This window comes from Nocardioides turkmenicus, assembly GCF_011045035.1.
In the GTDB taxonomy this organism is placed as follows: Bacteria; Actinomycetota; Actinomycetes; order Propionibacteriales; family Nocardioidaceae; genus Nocardioides; species Nocardioides turkmenicus.
The window spans coordinates 175,421-201,333 of record NZ_JAALAA010000007.1; the positions used below are offsets into that span (position 1 = coordinate 175,421).

Here is a 25,913-nt window from a genome sequence, read left to right on the forward strand (position 1 = left end):
CAGCCAATGGCGGCTGGCCGAAAGACCCCTACGCGAAGGTGCTCGAGATGGCGTACGCGACGACCGAACAGGGCCATCGGATCTATGTGAAGCCGACCGATCCGCGGGCTCTCGGCCTGATCGCCAACAAGGGCCGGATCATCCGTGGCTCGCTGGAGCTGTGGCAGGTGGCGCTGGGGCTGCATGCCTGGCAGACCGTGATCGACATCGGCGTGAACTACGGCGAGATGCTCGTCGGGGTGGACATCCCGGCCGATGCGGAGCTGATCGGGTTCGAGCCGAACACGTCGCTGCACAAGGTCCTGCGCAAGACCCTCGCCGCCCGTGGGGTGTCGATCGACCTGCGCTCGCAGGCAGTCTCCGACCGGCCCGGCACCGCGCGGTTCGCGGTCGACCGGACCTGGTCGGGGACGTCGTCGCTCTACGACGAGCGCCACGACGGCTCGGCCCGCTGGCAGCTCCGTGACGTCGAGGTCACCACGCTCGATGAGGTGCTCGGCGGCTCCGGGCGGTCGTTCTGCGTGAAGGTGGACGTCGAGGGCTTCGAGCGCGAGGTGGTCGACGGTGCGGCCAGGTCGCTGGAGAGCACGGAGCACTGGGCGCTGATGCTCGAGATCGAGCACATGGACCGTGGCTACCTGGCCGAGCTGGCCCGGACCCGCGACGTGTTCGTCAAGGAGAAGGACTCGGGCGCGCTGCGACGGGTGCCCGGCGAGCGCATCGCCGTCGAGGAGATGCTCGACGACCCCACCCTGCACCGCCAGGATTGCCTCGTGCTGAGTCCTGCTCTCCTCCGCTGATCAGCGATAGCGTGGTCCCATGACCGAGATCCAGATCGTCGAGCAGTTCCTGGCCGCGCTCGAGACAGGTGAGGTCGACGCGGCGCTGGCGCTGTGCGCCGACGACGTGACCTATCAGAACGTGCCTCTTCCGCCGGCGCGCGGGCTGTCCGAGGTCGGGCACCAGCTGCGGATCATGGGGAAGTACACCACCGGCTTCGAGGTCAGGATGATCAACATCGCGGCCAACGGCCCGGTGGTGCTCACCGAGCGCATCGACGTGCTCAGCCGCGGCTCGGTCTCCGCCGAGTTCTGGGTCTGCGGCACCTTCGAGGTACGCGACGGCAAGATCGTGCTCTGGCGCGACTACTTCGACTGGACCACGTTCGTCGCGGCCGGCATCAAGGGCGTCGGCCAGGCCGCTTTCGGCGCGATCCGGAAGGCCGTCGGGCGCTGAGCCGTTGTGCGCACCGCACGAGGTGCGTCGTGCGCTGTTCTTGTGACGCGAGTCACAGGCGAGCCCTACGCTCGGGGACATGCCTCGTGCGTCAGCCGCTCTCCTCGCCCTGCTTCTGACCGCCTCCGCCCTGGTCGCCTCGACCGGCCCGGCGCTCGCCGACCCCGAGCCACCCGGTGACCAGCCGCTTCCGGGCTACACGATCAGCAACCCTCCGGTGGCGCCGATCGTCGTCGGGGGCGAGCAGACCACGGTGCGTCAGGGCGTGCACGAGCACGCTGCGTACATCCTCGAGGTGCCGGCGAACTGGAACGGCGAGCTCGTGATGTGGGCCCACGGCTACCGCGGGCTCAGCTACACGCTGACACCCGAGACACCCGGGTTCGGCCTGCGGCGTACGTTCCTGGAGCAGGGCTACGCCTGGGCGGCGTCGAGCTACTCGACCAACGGCTACGACGTGGGCGCGGGGGTGCGCTCGACACGGGATCTGGCGACGTACGCCTCGGAGCTGCTGCCCCGCCGGGCGACCCGCACCTACGTGACCGGGGTGTCGATGGGCGGGCACGTGATCGGGCGCTCGCTGGAGCAGTATCCGGGCTTCTACGACGGTGCGATGCCGATGTGTGGGCAGCTGGGGGACGTGGAGCTCTTCGACTTCTTCGTCGACTACAACCTCGGCGCCCAGGCGCTCGCCGGGCATGACGCCTACCCCTACGACGAGGACTATCAGAGCGTCGACGTCCCGGTGATCAAGGAGCGGCTCGGGCTCAACGGCACGCTGACCCCGGAGGGCGAGCAGCTGCGCGCGATGACCATCGAGCGCAGCGGTGGCCCGCGGCCGGGCGCCGCCGCGGCCTTCGGGCAGTGGAAGGACTTCCTGTTCACGCTGCCCTCGGTCGACGACGGCGGCACGCTGGCCTTCAACATCGCCCGGGTCGCGACCAACCGGGACACCGTCTACACGCCGAGCTCGCCGGTCGACCTCGACGCCGAGATCGAGCGGATCGACCCCGTCGACCCCGCCGGCCGCTACAGCCACCGGCTCAACGCACCCTCGCGGATCTCCGGCCGACCCACCGCGCCGGTGATGAGCCTGCACAACCTCGGCGACATGTTCGTGCCGTTCTCGCTGGAGCAGATCTATCTGCGGGAGGTGAAGCGTCACCACCGCGACGGCCTGGTCGTGCAGCGGGCGATCCGGTCGGCCGGGCACTGCGAGTTCAGCCCGGCCGAGGCCTCCGCCGCGTGGGGCGACCTCGTCGACTGGGTGGAGCAGGGCGACCGCCCGGCGGGCGACGACGTGCTAGACCGCGCGGCGGTCGCCGCTCCCGACTATGGCTGCGCGTTCACCGATCCCGCGGCGTACGGAACGGGGTCGCGTGGTCTCTACGCGCGCTGCCCCTGACCGACGTCCGGCCGAGATCAGCGGACGACGTCGTAGACGAGCTTGAGGATGCCGTTGGCGTAGGTCTCCGAATCGACCAGCTTCAGCATCTGCTTGTCCTTGTCGGTGTCGCTCCACATCGACTTCCCGGCACCGAGGACGACGGGGAAGACGAGCAGGTGGTAGCGGTCGATCAGGCCGGCGTCGGAGAGGTTGCGGGCGAGCTCGGCGCTGCCCGCGATCAGGATCGGGCCGCCGTCGCCCTGCTTGAGCTCCGCGACCTCGTCCAGCGACCTCAGGATGGTCTGCGGACCCCAGCCCTCGACCAGGGCGTCGTCGCCGAGCGAGGTCGAGACGACGTACTTCGGGATCTCCTTCACGACCGCGAAGTCCTCGATGTCGGGCCAGATCGGGGCGAAGGCCTCGTAGCTGCGGCGACCGAACATCATCGCGCCGGCCTCCTCCATCTCGCTGCCCTTGATCGCGTAGGCCTCGGGCAGGAACTCGATGTCCTGGAACGTCCAGCCGCCGCTGCGGTGCTGCTCGGACGGGATGCCGCCGCCAGGGGAGTCGACGACCCCGTCGAGGGACACGAACGCGGAGTAGATGAGAGTGCGCATGCGCCTGATCCTGCCGCGCGGGCTCGGACGCCGCCAGAGATTTCGGGGCGCTACCGTGAATGCATGACGGCTCGACGACGTGCCCAGGAGTTCTGCGAGGCGTACGGCCTCTCCATGCCGATCCTTCAGGCGCCGATGGCGGGTGCTTGTCCGCCCGCGGCGGCGGCCGCGGTGGCCGACGCGGGCGGGATGGGGGCGGCGGGGGTGGTGCTCGACTCGCCGTCGCGGATCGCGGAGTGGGTGGACGAGTTCCGCTCGATGTCGGCCGGTCCGTTCCAGCTGAACGTCTGGATCCCCGACCCGCTCGACGACGATCCGGCCAAGGTGTCGGCCGCCGAGGAGTTCCTCAACAGGTTCGGTACGCCGGGTCCCGAGCAGCCGCCGGCGCCGTCGTTCGAGGAGCAGTGCGAGGCGATGCTCGCCGCCCGGCCGACGGTCGTCTCTTCGATCATGGGGCTCTTCTCGCCGGACTATGTCGACCGGCTGCACGCGGCCGGGATCGCCTGGTTCGCGTGCGCGACGACCCTGGCCGAGGCACGGGCCGCCCAGGAGGCCGGTGCCGACGCCATCGTCGCCCAGGGGCTCGAGGCCGGCGGGCATCGCGGCGTCTTCGCGGCGGAGACGGCGGAGCGTACGGCGGTCGGGCTGTTCGCGCTGCTGCCACACATCGTCGACGGGGTGGACGTGCCCGTCATCGCCACCGGCGGGATCGCCGACGGGCGTGGTGTCGCCGCGGCGCTGACCCTCGGCGCGAGCGCCGTGCAGGTCGGCAGCGCGCTGCTGCGGTCGCCGGAGACCGGGATCGCCGAGGCGTGGGCGGCGTCGCTGGACGGGCTCGAGCCGGAGGACACGGTCGCGACGCGGGCCTACTCAGGCCGCCTCGGCCGCGCTGCCCCGACGCCCTACGTGCGTTCCTGGCAGGCCCCGGACGCGCCCTCGCCCGCGCCCTACCCGCACCAGCGCCGACTGGTCGGCAGGTGGCGCAAGGGCACGCCCGACGCGGCCGCGGCGGTGGCCCTGGACCGCGCCAACCACTGGGCCGGCCAGGCCGCCGGCCGCGCCGTCGCCGAGCCCGCGGCCGACATCGTCACCCGGATGTGGAGCGAGGCCCGGAGTCTCCTTCCCGATGCGGAGTAGGTCGGCGGTGTAGAACGGAAGGCATGAGCCCAACCTGTTCCCAGCGCCTGCTCGCGGACGGCTTCGGCCGGATCGCGGAGAACCTCCCCGCGATCGTCGACGGCCTCTCGGTCGACGACCTGCTGTGGCGGCCGTACGACAGGGCCAACTCGATCGCCTGGACCCTGTGGCACATCGGCCGGATGGAGGACGCCCAGATCGCGCCGCTCGCCGGCACCGACGAGGTGTGGGCACGGGACGGCTGGGTGGAGAGGTTCGGTCTGCCCTATCGACCGCGTGCGATGGGATACGGGCAGACCGCCGAGGAGGTCGGCGCGTTCCGGCTCGAGGACCCGACGCTGCTGACCGGCTACTACGAGGCCGTCCACGCGGCCACCCTCGACCTGGTCGAGTCGCTGAGCGAGGAGGACCTCGCCCGCGTCATCGACGAGCGCTGGGACCCGCCGGTCACCACCGCCGTACGCCTGGTCAGCATCGTCGACGACGCCGCCCAGCACATCGGCCAGGCGGCGTACGTCAAGGGGCTGCTGGGTCTCCGCTAGAGCACCGCGGCGATGGCCTCGTCGACCGAGAGGTCGCCGGAGACCAGCTCCCACTGCTTGCCGACGGTGGCAGGGTCGTCGATCACCGCCGCGATGACCGCGGCCACGTCGGCGCGCGGGATCGTGTCGCGCTCGAGCTTCGGCGCCAGCTTCACCCGCCCGGTCGCGGGCTCGTCGGTGAGGCCGCCGGGACGCAGAATGGTCCACTCGAGGTCGCTGTCGCGCAGGGCGATGTCGGCGTCGCGCTTGGCCTCGACGTAGGCCGTCCAGACCTCGCCGGCGTCGGCCGGGACCGGCTCGTCGACGCTGATCGCCGAGACCTGCACGAAGCGCTTGATACCGGCCGCCTCGGCGCCCGCGATCGACTTGGTCGCCCCCTCCAGGTCGACGGTGCGCTTGCGTTCCTTGTTGCCGTCGGGGCCGCCGCCGGCGGTGAAGACCACCGCGTCGCAGCCGGCGAAGGCGGCGGCGAACGCATCGGCGTCCTGGTTCTCGATGTCGAGCAGGCCGACCTCGGCCCCGAGGCCTTCGAGCTCTGCTCGGTAGCTCTCGCTGCGTACGAGCGCGAGCGGGATGTGGCCCGCGGCGGCGAGGATGGGATGGAGGTGCAGGGCGACCTTGCCGTGGCCGCCGACGATGGCGATGCGCATGTCCTCACCCTAGGCACACGAGCCCACTGACATTTGTCACCGCCTGGTCCGGACGATCACCTCTGCCGGCCGACCCGCTGCGGGCGCGAGTCTGGAGACACCACCCAGGGTGGGTGGTGGAGACGGAGACTCGCATGACAACCATGGCGAACGAGGTCCAGCAGCGGACCCGGGTCGGGTGGCCACGGATCGTAGGGACGGCTTCGGCCGCAGCGGTGGCGGCGACGGTCGTCTGGCTGCTGTGGAGCGCGGCCGGAGGCGTGGACCTCGAGGTGAAGTCGGGGGAGGGGGCGCAGAGGATCGGGATCGGCGCGGTCATCATCAGCAGCCTGGTGATCGGGCTTGCCGGTGGCGCGCTGCTGCGGTGGTGGCAGGGCCGCTCCGAGAGAGGGACCAGGCGATGGACGGTGCTCGCCGTCGGGATCGCCGTGGTCTCCCTGATCACGCCGACCAGCGCACTCACCGTGGCCGCCGGACTCGGGCTGGTGAGTCTGCACGGCGTCGTAGCCGTTGTGGTCATCACCGGTCTGCGGCGACGGTAAAGTGACGAGCGTGTCCGGCCTGAAGTGTCACCTTCAGCGCCACGGCGTGGTGCTGGTCTGGCTGCCGGTGCTGCTGCTCTTCCCGCTGCTCAACCTCTCCGGCGACGTGTTGCCTGCCATGGGCCAGATCGTCCTGGTGCTGGCCATCGGCGCGGCCGCGGCCGCCCTCGTGGTGACCGGCCGCGTCCCCGTCCTGCTGCCGGTCCTGGTCGTGCTGATCGTGCTGGCCGCGCTGCAGGGCGAGGGCTGGCAGACGGTGTGGGGAGTGCTGGCCATCGTCGCGCCGGCGGTGCTGCGCGGATGGCGCCTGCTGGTCGCGATCGCCGCGGCCACGGTCGGCGTCACGGTCTCGATCGCGGTGATCGAGGGCGTGGGCGACACCTATCTGCTCAGCGTTGGCGGCACGCTCCTCAGCGGCGTCACCACCACCTCCTTCCTGCGCCTGATCGAGGCGGTCGAGCAGCTCCGCCGCACCAGGGAGGAGCTGGCCCGCGTGGCCGTCGCCGAGGAGCGCGCTCGGATGTCCCGCGACCTCCACGACCTGCTCGGCCACACGTTGAGCGTGATGGTCGTCAAGGCTGAGGCCGTACGCCGTCTGGCGGCTCGTGACCCCGAGGCGGCCGCCGCGCACGCGGCCGACATCGAGGAGGTCGGGAGGGCGGCCCTGGCCGACGTCCGGGTCGCCGTCGACCAGATGAAGACGCTCTCGCTGGCCGACGAGCTCGACGGCGCTCGCCGTGCCCTCGACGCCGCCGGGATCCGTACGTCGGTGACCGTTGCTCCACCCGAGGTGCCTGACATCGCCGGCCAGGCGCTCGCCTGGGTCGTGCGCGAGGGCGCCACGAACGTGCTGCGTCACTCCGGAGCCGCCACGTGCCGTTTCGAGCTCACCGAGGGCGGCGGCGAGTTCCGGCTGGCCGTGGTCGACGACGGGGGCGGCGGTCCGGTGGGAGCGAGCGGGGCCGGGGAGAGGTCCGGCGGGCTCGAGGGGCTGCGGCAGCGGTTGCTCGCTGTCGACGGTCGACTCGACGTACAGCCTGGTGAGGACGGGTTCAGGCTCGAGGCACGGGTGCCGGCGTCGTGATCCGGATCCTGCTCGCCGAGGATCAGGCGATGATGCGCGGCGCGCTCGCCGTGCTGCTCGGGCTCGAGGACGACCTCGAGGTGGTCGCCCAGGTGGGGGCCGGCACCGACATCGTGCCGGCGGCGCTCGAGACGCACCCCGACGTGGCGCTGCTCGACATCGAGCTGCCGGGCATCAGCGGGCTCCAGGCCGCGCGGGAGCTGGCCGAGCGGCTCCCGGGGTGCAAGGTGATGATCTTGACGACGTTCTCGCGGCCCGGCTACGTGCGCGAGGCGATGGCTGCGGGCGCGGCCGGCTTCCTGGTGAAGGACGGGCCGGTCGAGGAGCTAGCCGACGCGATCCGCCGGGTGCTGCGCGGCGAGACGGTCCTCGACCCCGACCTGGCCGCGGCGACCCTGCGAGCGGCGCCGAACCCGCTGACCGCCCGTGAGCGCGACGTGCTGGCGGCTTCCGAGGACGGGTCGAGCATCGCCGACATCGCCGGAAGGCTCTTCCTCTCGCCGAGCACCGTTCGCAACTACCTCTCGGCTGCGATCGGCAAGACCGGCAGCCGCAACAAGACCGAGGCCGCCCTCGCGGCTCGCCGCAACGGCTGGCTGGGCTGATCTCGTCGGGCTGATCTCTCCTGGGGGCTCGTTCTGTCTTGCCATCCCTGGAGCAGGGGGATGCTCATCGCGGGGTGAACGAAAATTCATTCACGCCGGCTAGACGAATAAAGATTCGTTCACCCGGCGACGGGTGAATGAACGTTCGTTCGCGCCGCGGCGGCAAACGAATTTTCCTTCACCTCCGCGCGAGCTCGCCCCGGAGCGGCCCTAGCCAGTGGCGATCGGGGCTGGCGCCAGCGACCCGAGCGCGTGCACGAGCGGCGCGAGCTCGGGGATCTCGGCGGCCTCGTCCAGTGCCGTACGCAGCACCTCGTCGTGTAGCGGACGGGCCTTGTTCAGCAGCGCCCGTCCCGCGGGCGTGAGCTCGGTGTAGATCCCGCGGCGGTCGTCGGCACACAGGATCCGGGTGAGGAGGTTGCGGTTCTCCAGGCGCGTGACCAGGCGGGTCGTGGCCGATGCGGAGAGCGCCGCGGCGCGGGCGAGCTGCTGCATGCGCATGTGCCAGCCGTCCTGCCGGCTGAGCGCGTCGAGGACGGTGAACTCGACGACCGACAGCCCGTGCTCCCGCTGCAGCGCCTTCTCCAGCGCGGCCTCGATCAGTCCGTGCACTGCGGCCAGCGTGCGCCAGCCCTGAGCGCGGATCTCGACGGCGTCATCAGCGATTCCCATGGGTCCTCCTTCGTGGACACCTCCAGCATACCCGATTTGCGCGGATAGTGCGCGCGTGCAACTATAAATACGACGCGTGTGCAACTACTGCGCACGCCGACTATCGACAGACGCAACCCGTCCACGTTCAGGAGTCATCCATGCCCGTCGCACTGCTAGCCCTCGCGATCGGAGGGTTCGGCATCGGCCTCACCGAGTTCGTCATCATGGGCCTGCTGCCCGAGGTCTCCACCGACTTCGCGGTCAGCGAGACCACCGCCGGCTACCTCATCTCCGGCTATGCCCTCAGCGTCGCGATCGGCGCGATCGCCCTGACCCTCGCGCTCACCCGCGTGCCCCGGAAGTTCGCCCTGCTGGGCCTGATGGTGCTGTTCATCATCGGCAACCTGATCTCGGCGATCTCACCCGACTACGCCACGATGATGGCCGGTCGGATCATCGCCGCCCTGTGCCACGGCGCCTTCTTCGGCATCGGGTCCGTCGTCGCCGCGCAGCTGGTCGCCCCGGACCGCAAGGCCAGCGCGATCGCGTTCATGTTCGGCGGCCTCACCCTGGCCAACGTCCTCGGCGTGCCGCTCGGCACGATGCTCGGCCAGGCCGCCGGCTGGCGTTCGACCTTCTGGGCCATCACCGCCATCGGCATCATCGCCTTCATCGGCATCGCCCTCCTGGTCCCGGCCCACACCGGCCGCAACGAGGAGGCCACCCCGGCCGTACGCACCGAGCTGGCCGCCTTCGCCAGCCCCCAGGTCTGGCTCTCGATCGCCCTGACCGTGCTCGGCTACGGCGGCATGTTCGGCGGGTTCACCTACATCGCCTTCACCCTGACCGAGGTCAGCGGCTTCTCCGCCGGCGCGGTGCCGTGGCTGCTGGTCCTCTTCGGCGTCGGCCTCTTCTTCGGCAACATCGTCGGCGGCCGGGCCGCTGACCGCGACCTGGTCCGCACCCTCGGCGTGCTCCTGGCGGCGCTGACCATCGTGCTCGCCGTCTTCGCCCTCGTCGCCACCAGCCAGATCCTGACCGTCGTGGCCCTGGTTCTGATGGGCGCCGTCGGCTTCGGGACGGTGCCGGCGCTGCAGATGCGGGTGATGGGCTACGCCGACCAGGCACCCACCCTCGCCTCCGGAGCCAACATCGCCGCCTTCAACGTCGGCAACGCGCTCGGCGCCTGGATCGGTGGCGTCACCCTCGCCGCCGGGCTGGGTTACACCTCACCGCTGTGGGCAGGCGCCGGGGTCACCGCGCTCGGCCTCCTCGTGCTGCTGGTCGCCGTCCGTGCGCCCGGAGGCGAGCGGCGTACGTCCGTTCCTGTTCCTGCCTGAACCCCGACTCCCTAGAGAAGAGAATTCACATGACCATCCCGACCATCACCCTCAACAACGGCGTCGAGATGCCGCAGCTCGGCTTCGGCGTCTTCCAGGTGCCGAACGACGAGACCGAAGCGGCCGTGACCGCGGCGCTCGAAGCCGGCTACCGCAGCATCGACACCGCAGCGGTCTACGGCAACGAGGCAGGCGTCGGCCGTGCGCTCGCGAAGTCCGGGATCGCCCGCGAGGAGCTCTTCATCACCACGAAGCTCTGGAACGCCGACCACGAGCAGCCGGTCGCGGCGTACGAGAAGAGCCTCGACCTCCTCGGCCTCGACCACGTCGACCTCTACCTGATCCACTGGCCCACGCCGGCCCGCGACCTGTACGTCGGCGCCTGGCAAGGCCTCGAGGAGCTGTACGCCGCGGGCCGGACCCGCGCGATCGGCGTCTCGAACTTCCTGCCCGAGCACCTCGACCGGATCGTGGCGCTCGGCGGCACGGTGCCGGCCGTCAACCAGATCGAGCTGCACCCGGCGCTGCAGCAGCGCGCGACGGCCGCCGCCGACGAGCGGCTCGGGGTCGCGACCGAGGCGTGGAGCCCGCTCGCCCAGGGCGCCATGCTCGAGAACCCGGCGATCACCGCGATCGCCGACCGGCTCGGACGTACCGCCGCCCAGGTGATCCTGCGCTGGCACCTCCAGCAGGGCCGGATCGTGATCCCCAAGTCGGTGACCCCGTCGCGGATCGCGCAGAACATCGACGTGTTCGGCTTCGAGCTCACCGACGCCGACCTCGCCGCGATCGACGCCCTGGAGAGCGACGGCCGCACCGGCCCGGACCCGGCGGAGTTCAACGCCGCCTGACGTCCGCGGCGTCCGGAGCCGTCCGGGTGCAGGTGTTATCGATCGGTGATCGGCCCAGGGGGTGGTGTCCGTCCTGGTTGGGGGCATGCTTGGCTCATGCGATTGACCGAGCACGAGCTCACCGTGGCCCTGACCGGGACGGCGAAGACCGTCCTGGGCTCCGGGCGGAAGTTCCGCAAGGGCGGTGCCGACATCGACAAGGTCTGGGACGAGACCGACCGGTTCCAGCGGTTCAAGCTCCTGGACAGCATCGGCACCCAGATCTTCCCGGTGCTCACCGACCTCCCGGACGTCGACGTCCCGGTCGGTGGGCGCCCGTCGTTCCCGGAGGAGCAGATCCGTGAGTCCGTCGAGCGTCACATCGGTGACGACGTCGGTCGGCTCCGTCGGGCGGTCACGGTCAAGGCGCGCGTCGCGCTCGTCCAGGCCGCCCTCGCCCACCTGCCGCCCCGGGCGGAGGACGACCTGCGTCTGGACGGGTGACGGCGGCAGCGCTCCGCAGGGCGTGAGCCCCGCGGAGCGCTGCGGCTCACTGCGCGTACTGTCGGCTCATTTCACCGTGAAGCGCAGCTCCTCGGTGTGACGACGGCCGTGCACGTCGGTGGCGGTGACGGTGGCGACATGCTCCCCGGTTGCGAGGTCGGCGGGCAGCGGGAAGCGCCACAGGTGCATCAGGTGGTCCACCAGACCCCCTCCGTGGGGCAGCGTCTCCAGATTGGCGGCCGGGTCCGACCACTCGGCGCCGCTACGGATCGCCTCGCCCTTCATCGGCTGGGTGCGCTCGGCCTCGACAGGTGCGCGGCCGTCGAGGGAGACCTTGACGCTGGAGCCGGTCGAGCCCATCCAGAAGTTGGTGGTCAGCCAGGTGGAGCCGAGCTCGTCACGGGCGGCGACCGTCGGGTCGCTGAGGACCGGCGCCTTTCCGACGTTGCGCCTGTTGGCCTCGAACCAGGCGCGGTAGCGCGGAGTGTTGAGGCCGAGACTCATCTGGTCGCTGCCGTCGGTGCCGCGGACGGCGTACCGCTCGGTCACGCGGCGGCCGCGGATGTCGAGCGTGAGGACGCCCGGCGGGGTGCCGTCGCGCATGATGGCGGTCGGGTAGCCGTCCTCGAGCACGCGACCGGCGTACCAATGGCCCGACATCGCACCGACGGTGAGATGGGTGAAGGGCAGGCCCTCGGCGGGATCGAGCACATCGGCCCAGCCTGCGACGAAGTCGCCCTTGCGGAGGTTCTCCGACATGTGGGTGTGGCCGGAAACGGCGACGACCTCGCGGTCCTCGAGGATCTCGTAGATCTCGGCGAGTCGCTTGGTGCGGTGCGAGGGGCTGTACCAATACTCCAGCAGCGGGCTGTGCGACCCGACGACGATCACCTTGTGCTTCGGCACGGCGGCGATGTCGCGACGGAGCCACTCGAGCTGGGTGGCGTCCAGGCTGTAGCCGTAGGAACGGGACGGCGGCGGGTTGATCGGGTAGTCGATCGAGTTGAGTGCGACGACGTGGGCGTTGCCGACGTCGTAGGAGTAGTAGGCAGGGCCGAGCTTCGCGCGGAAGGTGTCGAAGCTGTGCGCGCGGTTCGGGGTGTCGAAGTCGAGGTCGTGGTTGCCGGGCAGGAAGCGAGCCGGGCCGTTGAGCAACGACGTCAGCTCGCGCGTCTGAGGGAACAGGGAGAGGTCGTCGCCCACGATGTCCCCGACGAAGAGGGCTCCGCAGCCGGTGTAGTCGTCGCGCTCGGCGAGGTCGTCGAAGGTGCCATTGCGGGCGTACCCCACCTCTTTGGCGTTGTACGTCTGCGGGTCGGCGCCGATGACACAGCCCTGCGCGGCAGACTCGGTCAGCGCGCTCCTCACGACCGGGAAGTTGACCTGGTCGGGCAGGTCGCCGGTGGGCGCGATGCCGCCGTACTTGAGCGGGGGAGAGCCTGCGGGCAGGTGGGTGTAGTGGAACTGAGCGACGTTGTCCTCGTCGACCGGCACCTGGTAGCCGCGTGGCTGGGTGACGAAGGCGGTCATGTTGTCGTACGCAGGCAGCTCATAGCGGCCTCGGGCGTCGGTCGTGGCCACGTCGCGGCCGTTGGAGACCGTCACACCGGCGAGCCCGCGCTCGGTCGGATCCTGCACCGAGTCACGGTCGACGTCGTCGAAGACGCTGCCGTCGAGGATCCCCTGATCCTCGTCCGGACCGGGGACGACCTGGATGCCGCCACGGTAGGCGGTCTGGTCCCAGACGGTGTCGGCGGTTGCCGCGGTGGTAGCGGCCGATGTCGTGCCGTATGCCGGTGTGCTGGCGCCGATGGCAGCCAACCCGCTGGCTGAGAGCGGAAGCGCGAGCGAGAGCGCTACGAGCCGACGGGCCGGCCCGCTGTATGGGGGTGAAGACGACACAGGACCCTCCTGGTGGTGGCTTCGCCGGCCCTGGCGGCCGGCCAAGCCATGACTCTCGGGGGTCCGGATGAACCGGGTCCGTCATGTCGCGAACCGCGTCGCGACGGGAAGGCGTATTCCCTCGTCACCCGTCCTGGGACAGGCGGTTGGCGACGTTGTCGCTGAGGTGCTCCAGGGAGTCCTTGAGGGTGGTGAACTCCTCGGTCTGCAGCGCCATCACCTCGGCGATGGTGTCCGGGACGCCTTCGGCGCGGCTGCGCAGGTCGGTGCCCGCATCGGTCAGCCGCAGCCGGACGCTGCGCTGGTCCTCGGGCCGCCTCTCGCGGGTGATCAGCCCGGCGGCCTCCAGTCGCTTGACCAGCGGCGTGACGGTGCCGTAGTCGAGACCGAGCCGTTCACCGAGCTCACCCATGGTGACAGGGGAGCTCTCCCACAGCACGAGCATGGCGACGTACTGCGAATAGGTCAGGCCCAGGGCGTCGAGGATCGGTCGGTAGGCCGCGGTCACGAGCCGCTGCGCGGTGTAGAGCGAAAAGCACAGCTGCTCGCTCAGCTCGAGGCCGTGGCGAGTCTCTGTCATGTGTTCACCCTACAACCCTTGCGCGCAAGCCTTTTAACGGAAAACCTTGCGCGCAAGGTAAGTGCTGAGTAGATTCCTTGTGTACAAGGTATTTTCCTCGAAGGAGTGAACGACATAGCCAAGCCCCCGTCCCGCGCCCGCCGGCGCATCGCGTTCCTGCTCTTCGACGGTGTCAAGACGCTCGACTACGTCGGCCCCGCCGAGGTCTTCGTCGAGGCCAACCAGGCCGTCGACGGCTACGACATCGTGCTGCTCTCGCCCGATGGGCAGGACGTGGCGACCTCCCTCGGCAACCGGATCTCGGTGCACGGCGCGGCCAGCGACGCGGGCGAGTTCGACACCGTGATCGTGCCGGGTAGCGAGCTGCCACCGCACGAGTTCGTACGGCCCACGCTGACCGAGGCGGCGGCATCGCTGGCGTCGCGTGCCCGGCGGGTGGTCTCGATCTGCAGCGGCGCGTTCGTGCTGGCCGAGATCGGGCTGCTCGACGGCCGGCGCGCGACGACGCACTGGAAGTTCGCGCCGGAGCTCCGGCGGCTGTATCCGAGCGTACGTGTGGAGCCCGACGCCATCTTCGTACGCGACGGGGACGTCCTGACCTCGGCCGGTGTCGCGGCGGGCATCGATCTGGCCCTCGCCCTGGTCGAGGACGACCACGGCGCGGACGTCGCGCGGCAGGTCGCCCAGCTTCTCCTCGTCTACCTGCAGCGCTCCGGGGGCCAGTCGCAGTACTCGGTCCCGCTCCGTGCCCGGGCGAAGCCGGCCTCGATCGTCCGACGGGCGACCGATCTGGTCGACGCCGATCCCACCCGCACCTGGACCGTGACCGACCTGGCCCGCCTGGTCTCGACCAGCCCGCGCCACCTGGCCCGGCGCTTCCGTGAGGAGCTCGGCCAGTCGCCGTCGGAGTACGTCACCGCGGTGCGCTTCGACCTCGCCCGGATGCGCCTGGAAGCTGGTGCCAGCGTGACCGAGACGGCGGTGCAGTCGGGATACGGCAGCCCGGAGGCGCTGCGGCGTACGTTCGTCACGCGGCTCGGCATCTCGCCGTCGCAGTATCAGCGCCGGTTCCGGTCCTCGCTTCCCGCCGAGTGCACGCGAGGTATGGGTCAGGCCGAGTTCGAGCTGGCCGACTGAGCGGTCGTCAGTCGAGCAGCGGCAGCACGTCGGCGATCGAGGCGACCACGCGGGTCGGCCGGAACGGGAAGGTCTCGACCTGCTCGGGCCTGGTCGACCCGGTCTCGACGAGGATGGTGCGCATCCCGGCCTCGAGGCCGCTGATGATGTCGGTGTCCATCCGGTCGCCGATCATCACCGTGGTCTCGGAGTGGGCCTCGAGCTGGTTGAGGGCGCTGCGCATCATCAGCGGGTTGGGCTTGCCGATGAAGTAGGGCGCCCGGTTGGTCGCGGCGCTGATCAGCGCGGCCACGGAGCCGGTCGCGGGGAGGGTGCCCTGCGGGCTCGGCCCGCTCGGGTCGGGGTTGGTCGCGATGAACCGGGCGCCGCCCTCGATCAGCCGGATTGCCCTGGTGATCGCCTCGAACGAGTAGGTGCGGGTCTCGCCGAGCACGACGTAGTCGGGGTCGGTCTCCGTCATCACGTAGCCGATCTCGTGGAGCGCGGTCGTCAGCCCGGCCTCGCCCACGACGTACGCGGAGCCGTCCGGCCGCTGGTCGGCGAGGAACTGCGCGGTCGCCAGGGCCGAGGTCCAGATCGACTTCTCGGGGACGTCGAGGCCGGAGCGGAGCAGCCGTACGCGCAGGTCGCGCGGGGTGTAGATCGAGTTGTTGGTCAGCACCATGAACGGCACCGACAGCTCGGTGAGCTTCTTCAGGAACTCGGCCGCGCCGGGGATGGGCTCCTCCTCGCGCACCAGGACACCGTCCATGTCGGTCAGCCACGTGTTGATGGGGCGCTCGTCGATCACGGGGACATCCTCGCCCACGGATCGCTAGATTGGCGAGATGGAGTTCATCGACGGCGAGCCGGTTCTGGACCGGCCGTCGGTGGCCGAAGCCGAAGCCTTCTTCGAGACAGCCACCGCCGACACCCGAGCCGTCTGGCTGCGGCTGACCCGGAAGGGCGTCGAGCCCTCCTCGCTCACCTCCGACGAGCTCGTCGACGTCGGCCTCTGCTTCGGCTGGATCTCGGCAGTACGCCGCCGAGGCGATGAGGAGACCTACCTGCAGCGCTACACCCGCCGGCGCCCGGGATCGAGGTGGTCCCGGCTCAACATCTCCAAGGTCGAGCGCCTCACCGCCGAGGGCCGGATGCGCCCCGACGGGCTGGCCGAGGTCCGGGCGGCACAGGCCGACGGGCGCTGGGACAACCCCTGGACCTGACCGGCCGCCCTCGATCGGGACGACGTGCGGTCGGACCTGTCCGGATTCGTGGGGTATCGGGCAGATACGGCGGGGCGGACGGGGGTGCCGAGCGCCGAGGATCGAGGTGGCGCGCCGGGGTCGCGACAGCTCCGGCGATTGGAGCGGTGGACCGGCGCCTGACCACGAGGACTCCCACCATGCCTACCTTCACCACCTCCGACGGCACCGAGATCTACTACACCGACTGGGGCACCGGGAAGCCGGTCGTGCTCAGCCACGGCTGGCCGCTCAGCTCGGACGCCTGGGCCGTCGAGTCCAAGCTCCTCGCCGACGCCGGATACCGGGCGATCGCGCACGACCGTCGCGGTCACGGCCGCTCGACCAACACCGACCTCGGCCACGACATGGACACCTACGCCCGTGACCTCGCCGAGCTCGTCGAGCACCTCGACCTCACCGAGCTCGTCGTGATCGGGCACTCGACCGGCGGTGGCGAGGTCGTCCGCTACGCCGCCCAGCACGGCAAGGGCCGCGTCCGCAAGGTCGTCACCGTCGGCGCCGTGCCGCCGATCATGGTCAAGTCGGAGACCAACCCCGAGGGCACGCCGATCGATGTCTTCGACGGCATCCGCGCCGGTGTGCTCGCCGACCGCTCGCAGTTCTACAAGGACCTCGCGGTGCCCTTCTACGGCTTCAACCGGGAGGACGCCAAGGTCTCCCAGGGCCTCATCGACGACTTCCAGCGCCAGGGGATGCTGGCCGGGCTGGCCGCTGCGTACAACTGCGTCAAGGTCTTCTCTGAGACCGACTTCACCGAGGACCTGAAGGCGCTCGACGTGCCGACCCTGATCGCGCACGGGTCGGACGACCAGATCGTGCCGATCGCGGCCGCCGCCGAGAAGGCGGTCAAGCTGGTCGCCGACGGCACGCTGAAGGTCTACGAGGGCGCTCCGCACGGCATCGCGGGGGACTACCAGAAGGCCCTGATCGCCGACATCCTCGAGTTCATCGCCGACTGAGGCTCGGGAATAGCCCGGCGCCGCCCGCGCGCTGGGGCAGGTGTGAACCAGGACAGTCCGGCATGGGAGATGACGTTCGCCTATCAGGACGTGCTGTCCGCCGGCTCCGCCGGTGAGGACGTACGCTCCGCGACCTGGTTGCTCGTCGACGACGGCACCGTCGTGCTGACCGCCGCCGGGCAGTCGCACCTCCTCCGCGCGGGCGACGCGGCTCTGGTCGGGGGACAGGTCAGCCACCGGCTGGCGACCTACGACGGCGCCGCGCTCACGCTGGCCGATCTGAGGGCGGTCGCGGTGGGCTATCCGCTCTCCAACCCGCTGGTCGTCCGCGACTTCGTCGGCCGGCACGGCGGGGTGGCCGAGCTGCTCCGCCGGTGCCCGCTGGCGGGGCCGTGTCGTCCGTCGGCGCTGTTCGCGTCGGGGTACGCCTCGCTGCTCGGCGCCGCGATGACCGCCTCCTGGCTCGAGGACACCGGGCGTGGAACCAGTGGTCCCGCGCCGGCCGTGGACACGGCCGTGGCGCAGGTGATGAACGCGCTTATCGCGGATCCGGGGCGGGCCTGGTCGGTCGAGTCGATGGCCGAGTCGGTGCATCTGTCCAGGTCGGCGCTGGGGGAGCGGTTCCGCCGCAGCCTGGGGCAGAGCCCGAGCGAGGCGCTGCGGGACGTACGGATGCGCGCGGCCCGCCACCTGCTGGCCGGCGGTGACCGTCCGGTCGAGCAGGTGGCGTACGCCGTGGGCTACGGGTCGGGCGCGGCGTTCAGCCGCGCCTTCACCGCCACCCACGGGATCGGTCCCCAGGCGTGGCGCGAGGATCGTTCAGGAGCGCGGGACACGGAGCGAGCCGAATCCCGCCGCGGCCACGGCCGCCCCGATCGCGCCGATCAGGAGCACCCGGCTGACGCCGTACTCGTCGAGGACCGCGCCTCCTAGTGCCGCTCCCAGCGTGATCGCCACCTGGAAGGCGGTGACCTGGAGCGCCAGCGCCGACTCGGTGCGCTCGGGCTCGACCCGGGTGACCCAGAGCTGCGTGCCGACCGGCACCATGTTGAACCCGAACCCCCACACGAGCATCGCCAGCGCCATCACCGGCGTGCTCTCGGCGAGCACCGTCAGCACCAGCCCGCCGGCGAGCAGGAGCGGCGCCACGGTCACGACCGCGCGCAGGTGGTGGGAGAACCGTCCGGCGGCGAGATTGCCGAAGAGCCCGCCGAGGCCCCACAGCGCCAGCATCCACATGCCTGCACCCGGGGAGGTCTCGGCGATGGCGAGCCGGATGAACGGGTACGCCAGGAAGTTCCCGAGCACCGCCACGACGAGCACCGCCACACCGGCCACGAGGCGGGGGTTGCGGAGCGCCTGCCGCATCATGGTCAGCCCCGCCGAGGGGTGGGCCGGCACCGGCGGCAGTGCTCGCGCCAGCGCCGCGGCGGAGATCAAGGCGAGCACGGTCGACGCCACGAACCCCCAGCGCCAGCCGGGTCCGTCGGCGAGCAGCGACCCGAGCGGGAGCCCGACGATCGTGGCCACCGTGACGCCCAGCGCGATCGAGGTCGAGATGACGTGGTCACGGCCGGGGGAGGCGTACGTCCCGACGGCGAAGGCGAAGGACCAGTAGCCGGCGATCGCCGCGCCGAGCACGAGCCGGCCGAGGAGCAGGACGAGGAACCCCGGCGCGATCGCGACCGCCAGGTTGGCGACCGCGGCGGCGACGAGGAGGCCGACCAGCAACGTACGCCGGTCCATCCGCGGCAGGATCATGGCGATGCTCGGCGCGGTCGCGGCCCCGGCGATCGCGGTCGCCGCCACCGCGAGCCCGGCGGTCCCCTCGCTGATCCCGAGGTCGCGCGCCATCGTCGGGAGCACGCCTGCGGGCAGGAACTCGCTCGAGACCAGGATCGCGATCCCGGAGGCGAGCGCGACCACCGGCGCAATTTGGCTGGAGGACGTGGTCGGCGAAGCGGTCGGGGAGGCAGTCGAATCTGGCGAAGTCGTTGTCACCCTTCGATCGTCGCCGCGATCCGAGCGCCCGCGTTGATCGTCCGTCGTCCGTCCTTGACCGAATGACCGGTCGACCCGTGCGGGTGGTCGATCAGTCGACGACGCCGAGGGCGACGAGCAGGACGAGCGCGAAGGTGTTGCCGTCGACGCCGTTCGTCACCATCGGCGAGCACCTCGCCAGGCGAGCAGCCAGCCGGCCTCCATCGCGGCGTCGATCAGGTAGGTCCAGCGGATCCGTCCCTGGGGGACGTACACGAGGTCGATCGCCAGCAAGGTGAGTGCGGTGCCCTGCCCGATCCGGCGAGCAGCGACCGGCTCGCCGGATCGGGCGGCAGCGATCTGCGCGGCGCCGTTGGTACAGAGCAGGCCGGCGACGGTGTACTCGAGCCAGCGCTCCCGCTTCGGCCCGAACACCCACTCGAAGCTACGCAGGCTCACCAGCGGCCACAGCCCACCGACAACGTTGAACACACCCTGGGCGACCGCGAGCCCGGCCGGGGCGTCGGTGGTGGATGACGGCTGCATGGTGTGGCGGTACCCAGCCGCAGCGCGCGCCATGTCCTGGCGCCGTGGTCCTGCGCGTGTGAGGCTGATCATCGGCTCCCCGGCGAGAAGTTCCCGGAATGGAGGCGACAGCGGTAGTAGCGTGAGTCGTATGACCGTTCCTCCTGTGGTCAGACAGGAACAGCTCATCGATGAGATCGCCCTCCACCTCGCCGACGAGGTCGAGGGCGACTGGTCCACGTTGGTCTTCAACCACCGCAACCTGTCGATGTTCTTCACCGGACGCATCGACGTGCACCGCCCGGACGGCAGCCTCGCCTACGCGCGCCCGCCCGACACGATCCTCGCGCTGACCGATGAGCTCAGGCGGGTGATGTACGAACCGGGCAAGGGCGCCTGGTTCTCCGCCCGCTGGACCATCGCGGGCGGCGAGGGCGAGCAGAAGGCGAACCCGACCAAGATCGTGTTCAACTACGACGACGAGCCCGTGTGGCACTGGCCCGCCCATCCCGGGCTGTACGCGCTCGACCTGGAGACCTTCCCTCGGGACGAGGAGCGCGTCCCCGCCTGGCTCCGCCAGAAGGTCAACGGAGCTCGCCGGACGTTGTAGGAAACGGCCATCCTGAACGGAGGACACCGGCTCAGTCCCGGTTGTCGCCGTGCGGAGTCCACTAGGAAATCGACAAGGAATCCAGCAGAAGCCTGTCGGACTCGAGCGGTCACAGGAGCGGCGCGTGATGAAAGGGTCTGCAGCGTGCCACAGGTCTCTCGAATTGCCATCGTCAATCGCGGCGAAGCCGCCATGCGTCTGATCCACGCCGTACGCGACCTCAACGCGCGGGACACATCGGTGGGGTCGATCCGCACCATCGCGCTGCACACCGACGTCGACGCCGGGGCGGCGTTCGTACGTGAGGCCGACGAGGCCCATCTGCTCGGCGCGGCCGCGGACCGTCCCTACCTCGATCTCGCCGTCCTCGAGCAGGCTCTGGTCGCCACCGGGGCCGACGCCGCCTGGGTGGGCTGGGGCTTCGTCGCCGAGGACCCGGCCTTCGCGGAGCTCTGCGACCGGCTGGGGGTCACCTTCATCGGTCCCAGCGCCGAGGCGATGCGGAAGCTGGGCGACAAGATCGGCTCGAAGCTGATCGCCGAGGAGGTCGGTGTCCCGGTCGCTCCCTGGAGCCGCGGCGGTGTGGACGACCTCGAGTCCGCGCTGGCCAGCGCCGAGGAGATCGGCTACCCGCTCATGCTCAAGGCCACCGCCGGCGGCGGCGGTCGCGGCATCCGCAAGGTCACCTCCAGCGCCGAGCTCGCCGATGCCTACCAGCGCACCCGGGACGAGGCGGAGCGGGCGTTCGGCAGCGGTGTCGTGTTCCTCGAGAAGCTGGTCACCGACGCCCGCCACGTCGAGGTCCAGGTGATCGCCGACGGCCAGGGCACCGCCTGGGCGATCGGCATACGCGACTGCTCGGTGCAGCGGAAGAACCAGAAGGTCATCGAGGAGTCGTCCTCGCCGCTGCTGACCGACGAGCAGGCGGACGACCTCAAGGCGTCGGCCGAGCGCCTCGCCAACGCCGTGGGCTACGCCGGCGCCGGCACCGTCGAGTTCCTCTACCACCCGGGTGAGAAGTCGTTCGCGTTCCTCGAGGTCAACACCCGACTCCAGGTCGAGCACCCCATCACCGAGGTCGTCACCGGCACCGACCTGGTCGCGCTGCAGATCCAGGTCGCCTCCGGTGAGCCGCTGACCGGCGACCGGCCGGTCGAGCGCGGCCACGCGGTCGAGGCCCGGCTCAACGCCGAGGACCCGGACCGCGACTTCGCGCCCGCTCCGGGCCGGATCAGCCGGCTCGAGTTCCCCGCCGGGCCCGGCATCCGGGTCGACACCGGCGTGGCCGAGGGCGACACCATCCCGGCCGACTTCGACTCGATGATCGCCAAGGTGATCGCCTGGGGCGCCGACCGCGACCAGGCTCTGGCGCGGCTGCGACGGGCGATGGGCGAGACCACCGTCATCATCGACGGTGGCGCGACCAACAAGAGCTTCATCCTCGAGCTCCTCGACCAGCCCGAGGTCACCACCGGCAGCCCGGCCTGGGCCGACACCGGGTGGATCGACCGGGTGCGCGGCGAGGGCCGGCTGCAGGCCGCCAGGCACGCCGGCGTCGCGCTCGTCGCCGCCGCGATCGAGGGGTACGACGAGGCCGAGCGGAGCGAGATCGCCCGCATGCTCCAGACCGCCCAGGGTGGCCGGCCTCAGATCCAGCACGACCCCGCCCGCACCATCGAGCTCAAGCTGCGCGGGGCGACGTACGCCCTGACCGTGCGGCAGTCCGGACCCGCCCGCTACCAAGTCACCATCACTGCCGGAGGTGAGCGGCGCACCCTCACCGCCACCCTCGACCGGATCGACGAGGTGCACAGCCGGCTCACCGTCGACGGCCACCGCTACCGGCTGGTGACCGCCACCCACGGCCCCGTCCATCTGGTCGAGGTCGACGACGTGATGCACCGGGTCAGCCGCGACGAGGGCGGCATGCTGCGGTCGCCCGCGCCCGCGCTCGTCGTCTCCACCCCGCTCGCTGTCGGCGACGAGGTGGAAGCAGGCCATCCGGTGCTGGTGCTCGAGTCGATGAAGATGGAGACCGCGCTGACCGCGCCGTTCACCGGCCGGGTCAAGGAGCTCCTGGTCCGGGTCGGGAGCCAGGTCGAGGCCGCGGCGCCGCTGCTGCGCCTCGAGCCGACCGGCGACGGCGACGGCGCGCAGACGAGTGCTGCCCGCCTGGCCGACCTGGATCTGCCGGCGCCCACAGGGGACGACCGCAGCGACCGCGCGCTGGCCGACCTGAGCAGCCTGCTGCTCGGCTACGACATCGACGAGGACCAGCGCCCGGCACTGCTCGCCGCCCACCTGGCCTCCCGCCCCGCCGGTGCCACCGCGCACACCCTCCGCGCCGAGATGGACCTGCTGGCGCTGTTCACCGACTTCGCCGAGCTCAGCCGCAACCGCCCGGCCGGTGACGAGCCGTCGACCGAGCTGCGCGTGCACAGCTCACGGGAGTACTTCCACACCTATCTGCGCAGCCTCGACCCCGACCGGGGTGCCCTCCCGGACCACTTCCGCGAGAAGCTGCAACGCGTCCTCGCGCACTACGGGGTCACCGACCTCGAACGTACGCCGGAGCTCGAGCGTGCGGTGTTCCGCATCTTCCTCGCCCAGCAGCATCCCGCCGACGTCGACATCGCGATCGGTGTGCTGCAGCGCTGGCTCGGCGACCCGCCTCCGGCCACGGAGGATGCCGCCGCCGTCCGTGCTCTGCTCGAGCGGATCGTGCGCGCCACGCAGCTCCGGTTCGCCGTCGTCGGCGACCTGGCCCGCTCGGTCCGGTTCGGCTGGTTCGACCAGCCGCTGGTCGACGACGAGCGCCGCGCGGTGCTCGAGGGCGTACCGGCCGAGGTCGCCGCCCTCACCGACCCGGACGCTCCCGACCGGGCCGCCCGCATCGACGCGCTGGCGGCCGTCCCCGAACCACTCGTCGGCTTCCTCCGGGACCGGCTGGTCGACGGGCTTCCCGAGCGTGAGCCGCTGCTGGAGGTGCTGATCCGGCGCCACTACCGCGACCACCACCTGCACGACCTGACCGTGACCGGCGACCACGGCGGCCGCCAGGTGGCGTACGCCGAGTACGCCACCGACGAGAAGGGCGCGACCCGGGTCGTGTCCACGATCGGCGACGTGACCGAGCTCGCCCACCCCGACGGCCCGCTCGCCACCGCCATCACCTCGGCGATGACCTCCGACCATGATGACGTCGTCGAGATCTACCTGCGCTGGGCCGATGCGCCCACCGACCCGGACCGCGCCTCGGCCGACCTGGCCGGGATGCTCGAAGGGCAGGAGTTCGCCCGCCGCGCCCGCCGTGTCACGGTCGCGGTCTGCCACCCGGCACCACAGCAGGTCGACTACTTCACCTTCCGCTACGAGGGGGACGGCTCCGCTCAGCTCGCCGAGGACGGGCTGCTCCGGGGCATGCACCCGATGGTCGGTCGCCGGCTCAACCTGTGGCGCCTCAGCGAGTTCGACGTCACCAGGCTGCCCGCGCCCGACGATGTCCTGCTCTACGAGTGCGTCGCCCGGGCGAACCCGGCCGACCGCCGGCTCGTCGCGGCCGCCCAGGCCCGCCAACTCGCCGTGGTCCGCGACGACGAGGGCCGCGTGATCGCGCTGCCGCACGTCGAGCGCGCCGTGGAGAACTGCCTCGAGGCGATCCGCCGCGTACGCACCGCCCGGGGCCGCGAGGGCACCAAGCTCGACGTCAACCACGTCTGGGTGACGGTGTGGCCGGTCGTCGAGGCAGACCTCGACCAGATCACCGCGCTCCAGAGCAAGATCACTCCGCTCAGCGAGGGCACGGGGATCGAGGAGGTTCTCGCCGAGGGTCGCGTGGCATCGCCGGACGGCGGCGAGCCGACCCGGCTGGCGATCCGCTTCCACGCCCAGCCGGGTGCGGGGGTGGTGGCAGACGTCATCGAACCGCCCACCGAGCCGCTCACCCCGCTGGACGAGTACGCCGCCAAGGTGCTCCGCGCCCGACGCCGCGGTCTCGTCTACCCCTATGAGCTCCAGCGCGCTCTCGCCGGCGGCGGCACGGTCGTCGAGCACGACCTCGACGACTCGGGCAAACTCGCACCGGTCGACCGCGCTCCCGGGCTCAACAGTGCCGGCATCATCGTCGCCGTCGTCACCACCCCGACCCCTCTCCATCCCGAGGGGATCACCCGGGTCGTGCTCTGCGGCGACCCGCTCAAGTCGCTCGGTGCGCTCTCGGAGCCCGAGTGCGCCCGGGTGATCGCGGCCATCGACCTCGCCGAGCGGATGGGTGTCCCGGTCGAGTGGTTCGCGGTCTCGGCCGGTGCCCGGATCTCGATGGAGAGCGGCACCGAGAACATGGACTGGGTCGCCGCCGCGCTGCGCCGGATCGTCCAGTTCACCCAGGACGGCGGCGAGATCAACATCGTCGTCGCCGGGATCAACGTCGGCGCCCAGCCCTACTGGAACGCCGAGGCGACGATGCTGATGCACACCAAGGGCATCCTCGTGATGACCCCGGACAGCGCCATGGTGCTCACCGGCAAGCAGTCGCTCGACTTCTCCGGCGGTGTGTCCGCCGAGGACAACCACGGCATCGGCGGCTACGACCGGGTGATGGGCCCGAACGGGCAGGCGCAGTACTGGGTGCCCGACCTGGCTGGTGCGTTCCGGGTGCTCATGGCGCACTACGAGCACACCTACGTGGCCCCTGGTGAGACCGGGCCGCGCCGTGCGCCGACGACCGACCCGAGCGACCGCGACGTGTCGTCCTTCCCGCACGCGGGTGACTTCGCCACGGTCGGCGAGATCTTCTCGGCCGAGCACAACCCCGACCGCAAGCGACCCTTCGACATCCGCACCGTGATGCGGGCGCTGGCCGACGCCGACCACGAGATGCTCGAACGCTGGGCCGGCATGGCCGACGCCGACACCGCCGTGGTCGTCGACACCCGGATCGGCGGCTATCCGGTCAGCCTAGTCGGCATCGAGTCCAAGCCGGTGCCGCGCGCCGGCTTCCCTCCCACCGACGGCCCGGACACCTACACCGCGGGCACGCTGTTCCCGCGGTCGTCGAAGAAGGTCGCGCGCGCGATCAACGCGGCCTCGGGCAACCGGCCGCTGGTGGTGCTCGCCAACCTGTCCGGCTTCGACGGCTCACCGGAGTCGATGCGCAACCTGCAGCTCGAGTACGGCGCCGAGATCGGCCGCGCGGTCGTCAACTTCCAGGGCCCGATCGTCTTCTGCGTCATCTCCCGCTACCACGGCGGCGCGTTCGTGGTCTTCTCGAAGCACCTGAACCCGTCGATGACGGTGCTCGCCATCGAGGGCTCCTACGCCTCGGTGCTCGGTGGGGCGCCCGCCGCTGCCGTCGTGTTCGCCGCCGAGGTCTCCAAGCGGGCCGCCGCGGACCCGCGGGTCGCCGTGCTCGAGGAGCGCATCGACCATGCCGAGGACGGGGAGCGCGGCGCGCTCGTCGTCGAGCTGGCCGAGCTCCGCGCTCAGCTGCGGGCGGACAAGATCGCCGAGGTCGCGGCCGAGTTCGACGACGTACACAACATCCACCGCGCAGTGGAGGTCGGCTCGGTCGACGAGGTCATCGCCGCCAGCGACCTGCGGCCCAAGGTGATCGATGTCATCGAGAGGTCGTGGGGCAAGGAGTGACCTAGGAGCTCGCGTTCCTTCGCCCGGGTCACAAGGCCTGATCAGAGCCATGTTCTTGGCCTACACAGAAGGTCAAGAACATGGCTCAATCCCATTTGTCTTGCTCTTGGCTCCGGTCTCGGGACCGCCGGCGTGGACATGAACGACCTCGGAGGGCATCGGCATGAGAGGGACGACGCTCTGCGCCAATGCGAGGGAGCGT

Annotated in this window: 25 protein-coding genes; 17 read left to right on the forward strand and 8 right to left on the reverse strand. The window is 70.9% G+C overall.

What is annotated here, in order from left to right; translation table 11 throughout:
- The first annotated feature begins 47 nt into the window (after positions 1 to 47).
- From G5C66_RS10360 to G5C66_RS10370, 3 genes are all read left to right on the forward strand, one after another.
- Entirely contained in the window at positions 48 to 800 is a 753-nt protein-coding gene (locus G5C66_RS10360; protein WP_165110869.1) for an FkbM family methyltransferase, read from the forward strand.
- Positions 801 to 819: 19 nt separating this feature from the next.
- Positions 820 to 1,236 carry a limonene-1,2-epoxide hydrolase family protein gene (locus tag G5C66_RS10365; RefSeq protein WP_165110870.1) on the forward strand — a complete coding sequence of 139 codons (417 nt, stop codon included), beginning with the start codon at positions 820 to 822 and terminating at the stop codon, positions 1,234 to 1,236.
- A gap of 79 nt (positions 1,237 to 1,315) precedes the next feature.
- Entirely contained in the window at positions 1,316 to 2,641 is a 1,326-nt protein-coding gene (locus tag G5C66_RS10370; RefSeq protein ID WP_165110871.1) for an alpha/beta hydrolase, read from the forward strand.
- Between the two features lie 17 nt (positions 2,642 to 2,658).
- Here G5C66_RS10370 and G5C66_RS10375 read toward each other — a convergent pair whose 3' ends face one another.
- Complete coding sequence (locus tag G5C66_RS10375; RefSeq protein WP_165110872.1) at positions 2,659 to 3,240, reverse strand: dihydrofolate reductase family protein; 582 nt, start codon at positions 3,238 to 3,240, stop codon at positions 2,659 to 2,661.
- Between the two features lie 63 nt (positions 3,241 to 3,303).
- Here G5C66_RS10375 and G5C66_RS10380 point away from each other — a divergent pair, with 63 nt between their 5' ends.
- Positions 3,304 to 4,377 (forward strand): NAD(P)H-dependent flavin oxidoreductase, encoded by a 1,074-nt coding sequence (locus G5C66_RS10380; RefSeq protein WP_165110873.1) that lies wholly within the window; start codon positions 3,304 to 3,306, stop codon positions 4,375 to 4,377.
- A 23-nt stretch (positions 4,378 to 4,400) separates the two neighbouring features.
- Positions 4,401 to 4,919: a mycothiol transferase gene (locus tag G5C66_RS10385; RefSeq protein WP_165110874.1), complete on the forward strand. Its 519-nt coding sequence runs from the start codon at positions 4,401 to 4,403 to the stop codon at positions 4,917 to 4,919.
- On the opposite strand, the gene G5C66_RS10390 is transcribed toward G5C66_RS10385, so the two are convergent.
- Positions 4,916 to 5,569 (reverse strand): SDR family oxidoreductase, encoded by a 654-nt coding sequence (locus G5C66_RS10390; RefSeq protein ID WP_165110875.1) that lies wholly within the window; start codon positions 5,567 to 5,569, stop codon positions 4,916 to 4,918. The two genes, G5C66_RS10385 and G5C66_RS10390, sit on opposite strands and share 4 nt — an antisense overlap.
- Before the next feature lie 134 nt (positions 5,570 to 5,703).
- Between G5C66_RS10390 and G5C66_RS10395 the strand changes: the two genes are divergently transcribed.
- Genes G5C66_RS10395 through G5C66_RS10405 form a run of 3 tightly spaced genes read left to right on the forward strand, consistent with a single transcriptional unit; the run spans position 5,704 to position 7,800 of the window.
- Positions 5,704 to 6,111, forward strand: a complete 408-nt coding sequence (locus tag G5C66_RS10395) for a DUF6069 family protein (RefSeq protein ID WP_165110876.1) — start codon at positions 5,704 to 5,706, stop codon at positions 6,109 to 6,111.
- A 10-nt stretch (positions 6,112 to 6,121) separates the two neighbouring features.
- The gene (locus G5C66_RS10400) at positions 6,122 to 7,195 is read left to right on the forward strand and encodes a histidine kinase (RefSeq protein WP_165110877.1); all 1,074 of its coding nucleotides are present in this window, start codon (positions 6,122 to 6,124) and stop codon (positions 7,193 to 7,195) included.
- Positions 7,192 to 7,800, forward strand: coding sequence for a response regulator (locus G5C66_RS10405; RefSeq protein ID WP_165110878.1), 609 nt, complete (start codon positions 7,192 to 7,194; stop codon positions 7,798 to 7,800). The genes G5C66_RS10400 and G5C66_RS10405 overlap by 4 nt, the downstream gene beginning before the upstream one ends.
- Positions 7,801 to 8,010: 210 nt before the next feature.
- On the opposite strand, the gene G5C66_RS10410 is transcribed toward G5C66_RS10405, so the two are convergent.
- On the reverse strand, positions 8,011 to 8,472 hold the full coding sequence (locus G5C66_RS10410) for a MarR family winged helix-turn-helix transcriptional regulator (protein ID WP_165110879.1): 462 nt from the start codon (positions 8,470 to 8,472) through the stop codon (positions 8,011 to 8,013).
- A gap of 140 nt (positions 8,473 to 8,612) precedes the next feature.
- Between G5C66_RS10410 and G5C66_RS10415 the strand changes: the two genes are divergently transcribed.
- From G5C66_RS10415 to G5C66_RS10425, 3 genes are all read left to right on the forward strand, one after another.
- The gene (locus tag G5C66_RS10415; protein WP_165110880.1) at positions 8,613 to 9,794 is read left to right on the forward strand and encodes an MFS transporter; all 1,182 of its coding nucleotides are present in this window, start codon (positions 8,613 to 8,615) and stop codon (positions 9,792 to 9,794) included.
- A 29-nt stretch (positions 9,795 to 9,823) separates the two neighbouring features.
- The gene (locus G5C66_RS10420) at positions 9,824 to 10,645 is read left to right on the forward strand and encodes an aldo/keto reductase (protein WP_165110881.1); all 822 of its coding nucleotides are present in this window, start codon (positions 9,824 to 9,826) and stop codon (positions 10,643 to 10,645) included.
- Between the two features lie 96 nt (positions 10,646 to 10,741).
- Positions 10,742 to 11,128, forward strand: a complete 387-nt coding sequence (locus G5C66_RS10425) for a hypothetical protein (protein ID WP_165110882.1) — start codon at positions 10,742 to 10,744, stop codon at positions 11,126 to 11,128.
- Between the two features lie 66 nt (positions 11,129 to 11,194).
- Here the strand turns inward: G5C66_RS10425 and G5C66_RS10430 are convergent, their stop codons facing one another.
- On the reverse strand, positions 11,195 to 13,030 hold the full coding sequence (locus G5C66_RS10430) for a calcineurin-like phosphoesterase C-terminal domain-containing protein (protein WP_206443927.1): 1,836 nt from the start codon (positions 13,028 to 13,030) through the stop codon (positions 11,195 to 11,197).
- 124 nt (positions 13,031 to 13,154) lie between these two features.
- Entirely contained in the window at positions 13,155 to 13,610 is a 456-nt protein-coding gene (locus tag G5C66_RS10435) for a MarR family winged helix-turn-helix transcriptional regulator (RefSeq protein WP_165110883.1), read from the reverse strand.
- A 105-nt stretch (positions 13,611 to 13,715) separates the two neighbouring features.
- Here G5C66_RS10435 and G5C66_RS26775 point away from each other — a divergent pair, with 105 nt between their 5' ends.
- Positions 13,716 to 14,747: a GlxA family transcriptional regulator gene (locus tag G5C66_RS26775; RefSeq protein ID WP_338144135.1), complete on the forward strand. Its 1,032-nt coding sequence runs from the start codon at positions 13,716 to 13,718 to the stop codon at positions 14,745 to 14,747.
- Positions 14,748 to 14,754: 7 nt separating this feature from the next.
- Here the strand turns inward: G5C66_RS26775 and G5C66_RS10445 are convergent, their stop codons facing one another.
- A complete protein-coding gene (locus tag G5C66_RS10445; RefSeq protein WP_165110943.1) occupies positions 14,755 to 15,498 on the reverse strand; it encodes an HAD-IIA family hydrolase in 744 nt (247 codons plus the stop codon).
- Between the two features lie 76 nt (positions 15,499 to 15,574).
- Here G5C66_RS10445 and G5C66_RS10450 point away from each other — a divergent pair, with 76 nt between their 5' ends.
- The 3 genes from G5C66_RS10450 (at position 15,575) to G5C66_RS26780 (ending at position 17,886) form a co-directional block, all read left to right on the forward strand.
- Positions 15,575 to 15,952, forward strand: coding sequence for a YdeI/OmpD-associated family protein (locus tag G5C66_RS10450; RefSeq protein WP_165110884.1), 378 nt, complete (start codon positions 15,575 to 15,577; stop codon positions 15,950 to 15,952).
- 179 nt (positions 15,953 to 16,131) lie between these two features.
- The gene (locus tag G5C66_RS10455) at positions 16,132 to 16,953 is read left to right on the forward strand and encodes an alpha/beta fold hydrolase (protein WP_165110885.1); all 822 of its coding nucleotides are present in this window, start codon (positions 16,132 to 16,134) and stop codon (positions 16,951 to 16,953) included.
- A gap of 42 nt (positions 16,954 to 16,995) precedes the next feature.
- Positions 16,996 to 17,886 carry a helix-turn-helix domain-containing protein gene (locus tag G5C66_RS26780; RefSeq protein ID WP_165110886.1) on the forward strand — a complete coding sequence of 297 codons (891 nt, stop codon included), beginning with the start codon at positions 16,996 to 16,998 and terminating at the stop codon, positions 17,884 to 17,886.
- Here the strand turns inward: G5C66_RS26780 and G5C66_RS10465 are convergent.
- Together G5C66_RS10465 and G5C66_RS10470 are read right to left on the reverse strand one after the other, a co-directional pair.
- Positions 17,773 to 18,879, reverse strand: a complete 1,107-nt coding sequence (locus G5C66_RS10465; protein WP_206443928.1) for an MFS transporter — start codon at positions 18,877 to 18,879, stop codon at positions 17,773 to 17,775. The genes G5C66_RS26780 and G5C66_RS10465 overlap by 114 nt on opposite strands.
- A 231-nt stretch (positions 18,880 to 19,110) precedes the next feature.
- Positions 19,111 to 19,479 (reverse strand): hypothetical protein, encoded by a 369-nt coding sequence (locus tag G5C66_RS10470; protein WP_165110887.1) that lies wholly within the window; start codon positions 19,477 to 19,479, stop codon positions 19,111 to 19,113.
- A 130-nt stretch (positions 19,480 to 19,609) separates the two neighbouring features.
- Here G5C66_RS10470 and G5C66_RS10475 point away from each other — a divergent pair, with 130 nt between their 5' ends.
- Both G5C66_RS10475 and G5C66_RS10480 read left to right on the forward strand, forming a co-directional pair.
- The gene (locus G5C66_RS10475; RefSeq protein WP_165110888.1) at positions 19,610 to 20,068 is read left to right on the forward strand and encodes an agglutinin cell wall attachment protein; all 459 of its coding nucleotides are present in this window, start codon (positions 19,610 to 19,612) and stop codon (positions 20,066 to 20,068) included.
- 144 nt (positions 20,069 to 20,212) lie between these two features.
- Positions 20,213 to 25,711 carry an ATP-binding protein gene (locus G5C66_RS10480; protein ID WP_165110889.1) on the forward strand — a complete coding sequence of 1,833 codons (5,499 nt, stop codon included), beginning with the start codon at positions 20,213 to 20,215 and terminating at the stop codon, positions 25,709 to 25,711.
- Positions 25,712 to 25,913: the final 202 nt, after the last annotated feature.

What these genes read in the sequence shown, in the direction of transcription:
- G5C66_RS10360 (WP_165110869.1), top strand. Translation starts at nt 48, where the DNA reads ATGGCGTACGCGACGACCGAACAGGGCCATCGGATCTATGTGAAGCCG.
- G5C66_RS10365 (WP_165110870.1), top strand. Translation starts at nt 820, where the DNA reads ATGACCGAGATCCAGATCGTCGAGCAGTTCCTGGCCGCGCTCGAGACA.
- G5C66_RS10370 (WP_165110871.1), top strand. Translation starts at nt 1,316, where the DNA reads ATGCCTCGTGCGTCAGCCGCTCTCCTCGCCCTGCTTCTGACCGCCTCC.
- G5C66_RS10375 (WP_165110872.1), bottom strand. Translation starts at nt 3,240, where the DNA reads ATGCGCACTCTCATCTACTCCGCGTTCGTGTCCCTCGACGGGGTCGTC.
- G5C66_RS10380 (WP_165110873.1), top strand. Translation starts at nt 3,304, where the DNA reads ATGACGGCTCGACGACGTGCCCAGGAGTTCTGCGAGGCGTACGGCCTC.
- G5C66_RS10385 (WP_165110874.1), top strand. Translation starts at nt 4,401, where the DNA reads ATGAGCCCAACCTGTTCCCAGCGCCTGCTCGCGGACGGCTTCGGCCGG.
- G5C66_RS10390 (WP_165110875.1), bottom strand. Translation starts at nt 5,569, where the DNA reads ATGCGCATCGCCATCGTCGGCGGCCACGGCAAGGTCGCCCTGCACCTC.
- G5C66_RS10395 (WP_165110876.1), top strand. Translation starts at nt 5,704, where the DNA reads ATGACAACCATGGCGAACGAGGTCCAGCAGCGGACCCGGGTCGGGTGG.
- G5C66_RS10410 (WP_165110879.1), bottom strand. Translation starts at nt 8,472, where the DNA reads ATGGGAATCGCTGATGACGCCGTCGAGATCCGCGCTCAGGGCTGGCGC.
- G5C66_RS10415 (WP_165110880.1), top strand. Translation starts at nt 8,613, where the DNA reads ATGCCCGTCGCACTGCTAGCCCTCGCGATCGGAGGGTTCGGCATCGGC.
- G5C66_RS10420 (WP_165110881.1), top strand. Translation starts at nt 9,824, where the DNA reads ATGACCATCCCGACCATCACCCTCAACAACGGCGTCGAGATGCCGCAG.
- G5C66_RS10425 (WP_165110882.1), top strand. Translation starts at nt 10,742, where the DNA reads ATGCGATTGACCGAGCACGAGCTCACCGTGGCCCTGACCGGGACGGCG.
- G5C66_RS10435 (WP_165110883.1), bottom strand. Translation starts at nt 13,610, where the DNA reads ATGACAGAGACTCGCCACGGCCTCGAGCTGAGCGAGCAGCTGTGCTTT.
- G5C66_RS10445 (WP_165110943.1), bottom strand. Translation starts at nt 15,498, where the DNA reads ATGGACGGTGTCCTGGTGCGCGAGGAGGAGCCCATCCCCGGCGCGGCC.
- G5C66_RS10450 (WP_165110884.1), top strand. Translation starts at nt 15,575, where the DNA reads ATGGAGTTCATCGACGGCGAGCCGGTTCTGGACCGGCCGTCGGTGGCC.
- G5C66_RS10455 (WP_165110885.1), top strand. Translation starts at nt 16,132, where the DNA reads ATGCCTACCTTCACCACCTCCGACGGCACCGAGATCTACTACACCGAC.
- G5C66_RS10470 (WP_165110887.1), bottom strand. Translation starts at nt 19,479, where the DNA reads ATGCAGCCGTCATCCACCACCGACGCCCCGGCCGGGCTCGCGGTCGCC.
- G5C66_RS10475 (WP_165110888.1), top strand. Translation starts at nt 19,610, where the DNA reads ATGACCGTTCCTCCTGTGGTCAGACAGGAACAGCTCATCGATGAGATC.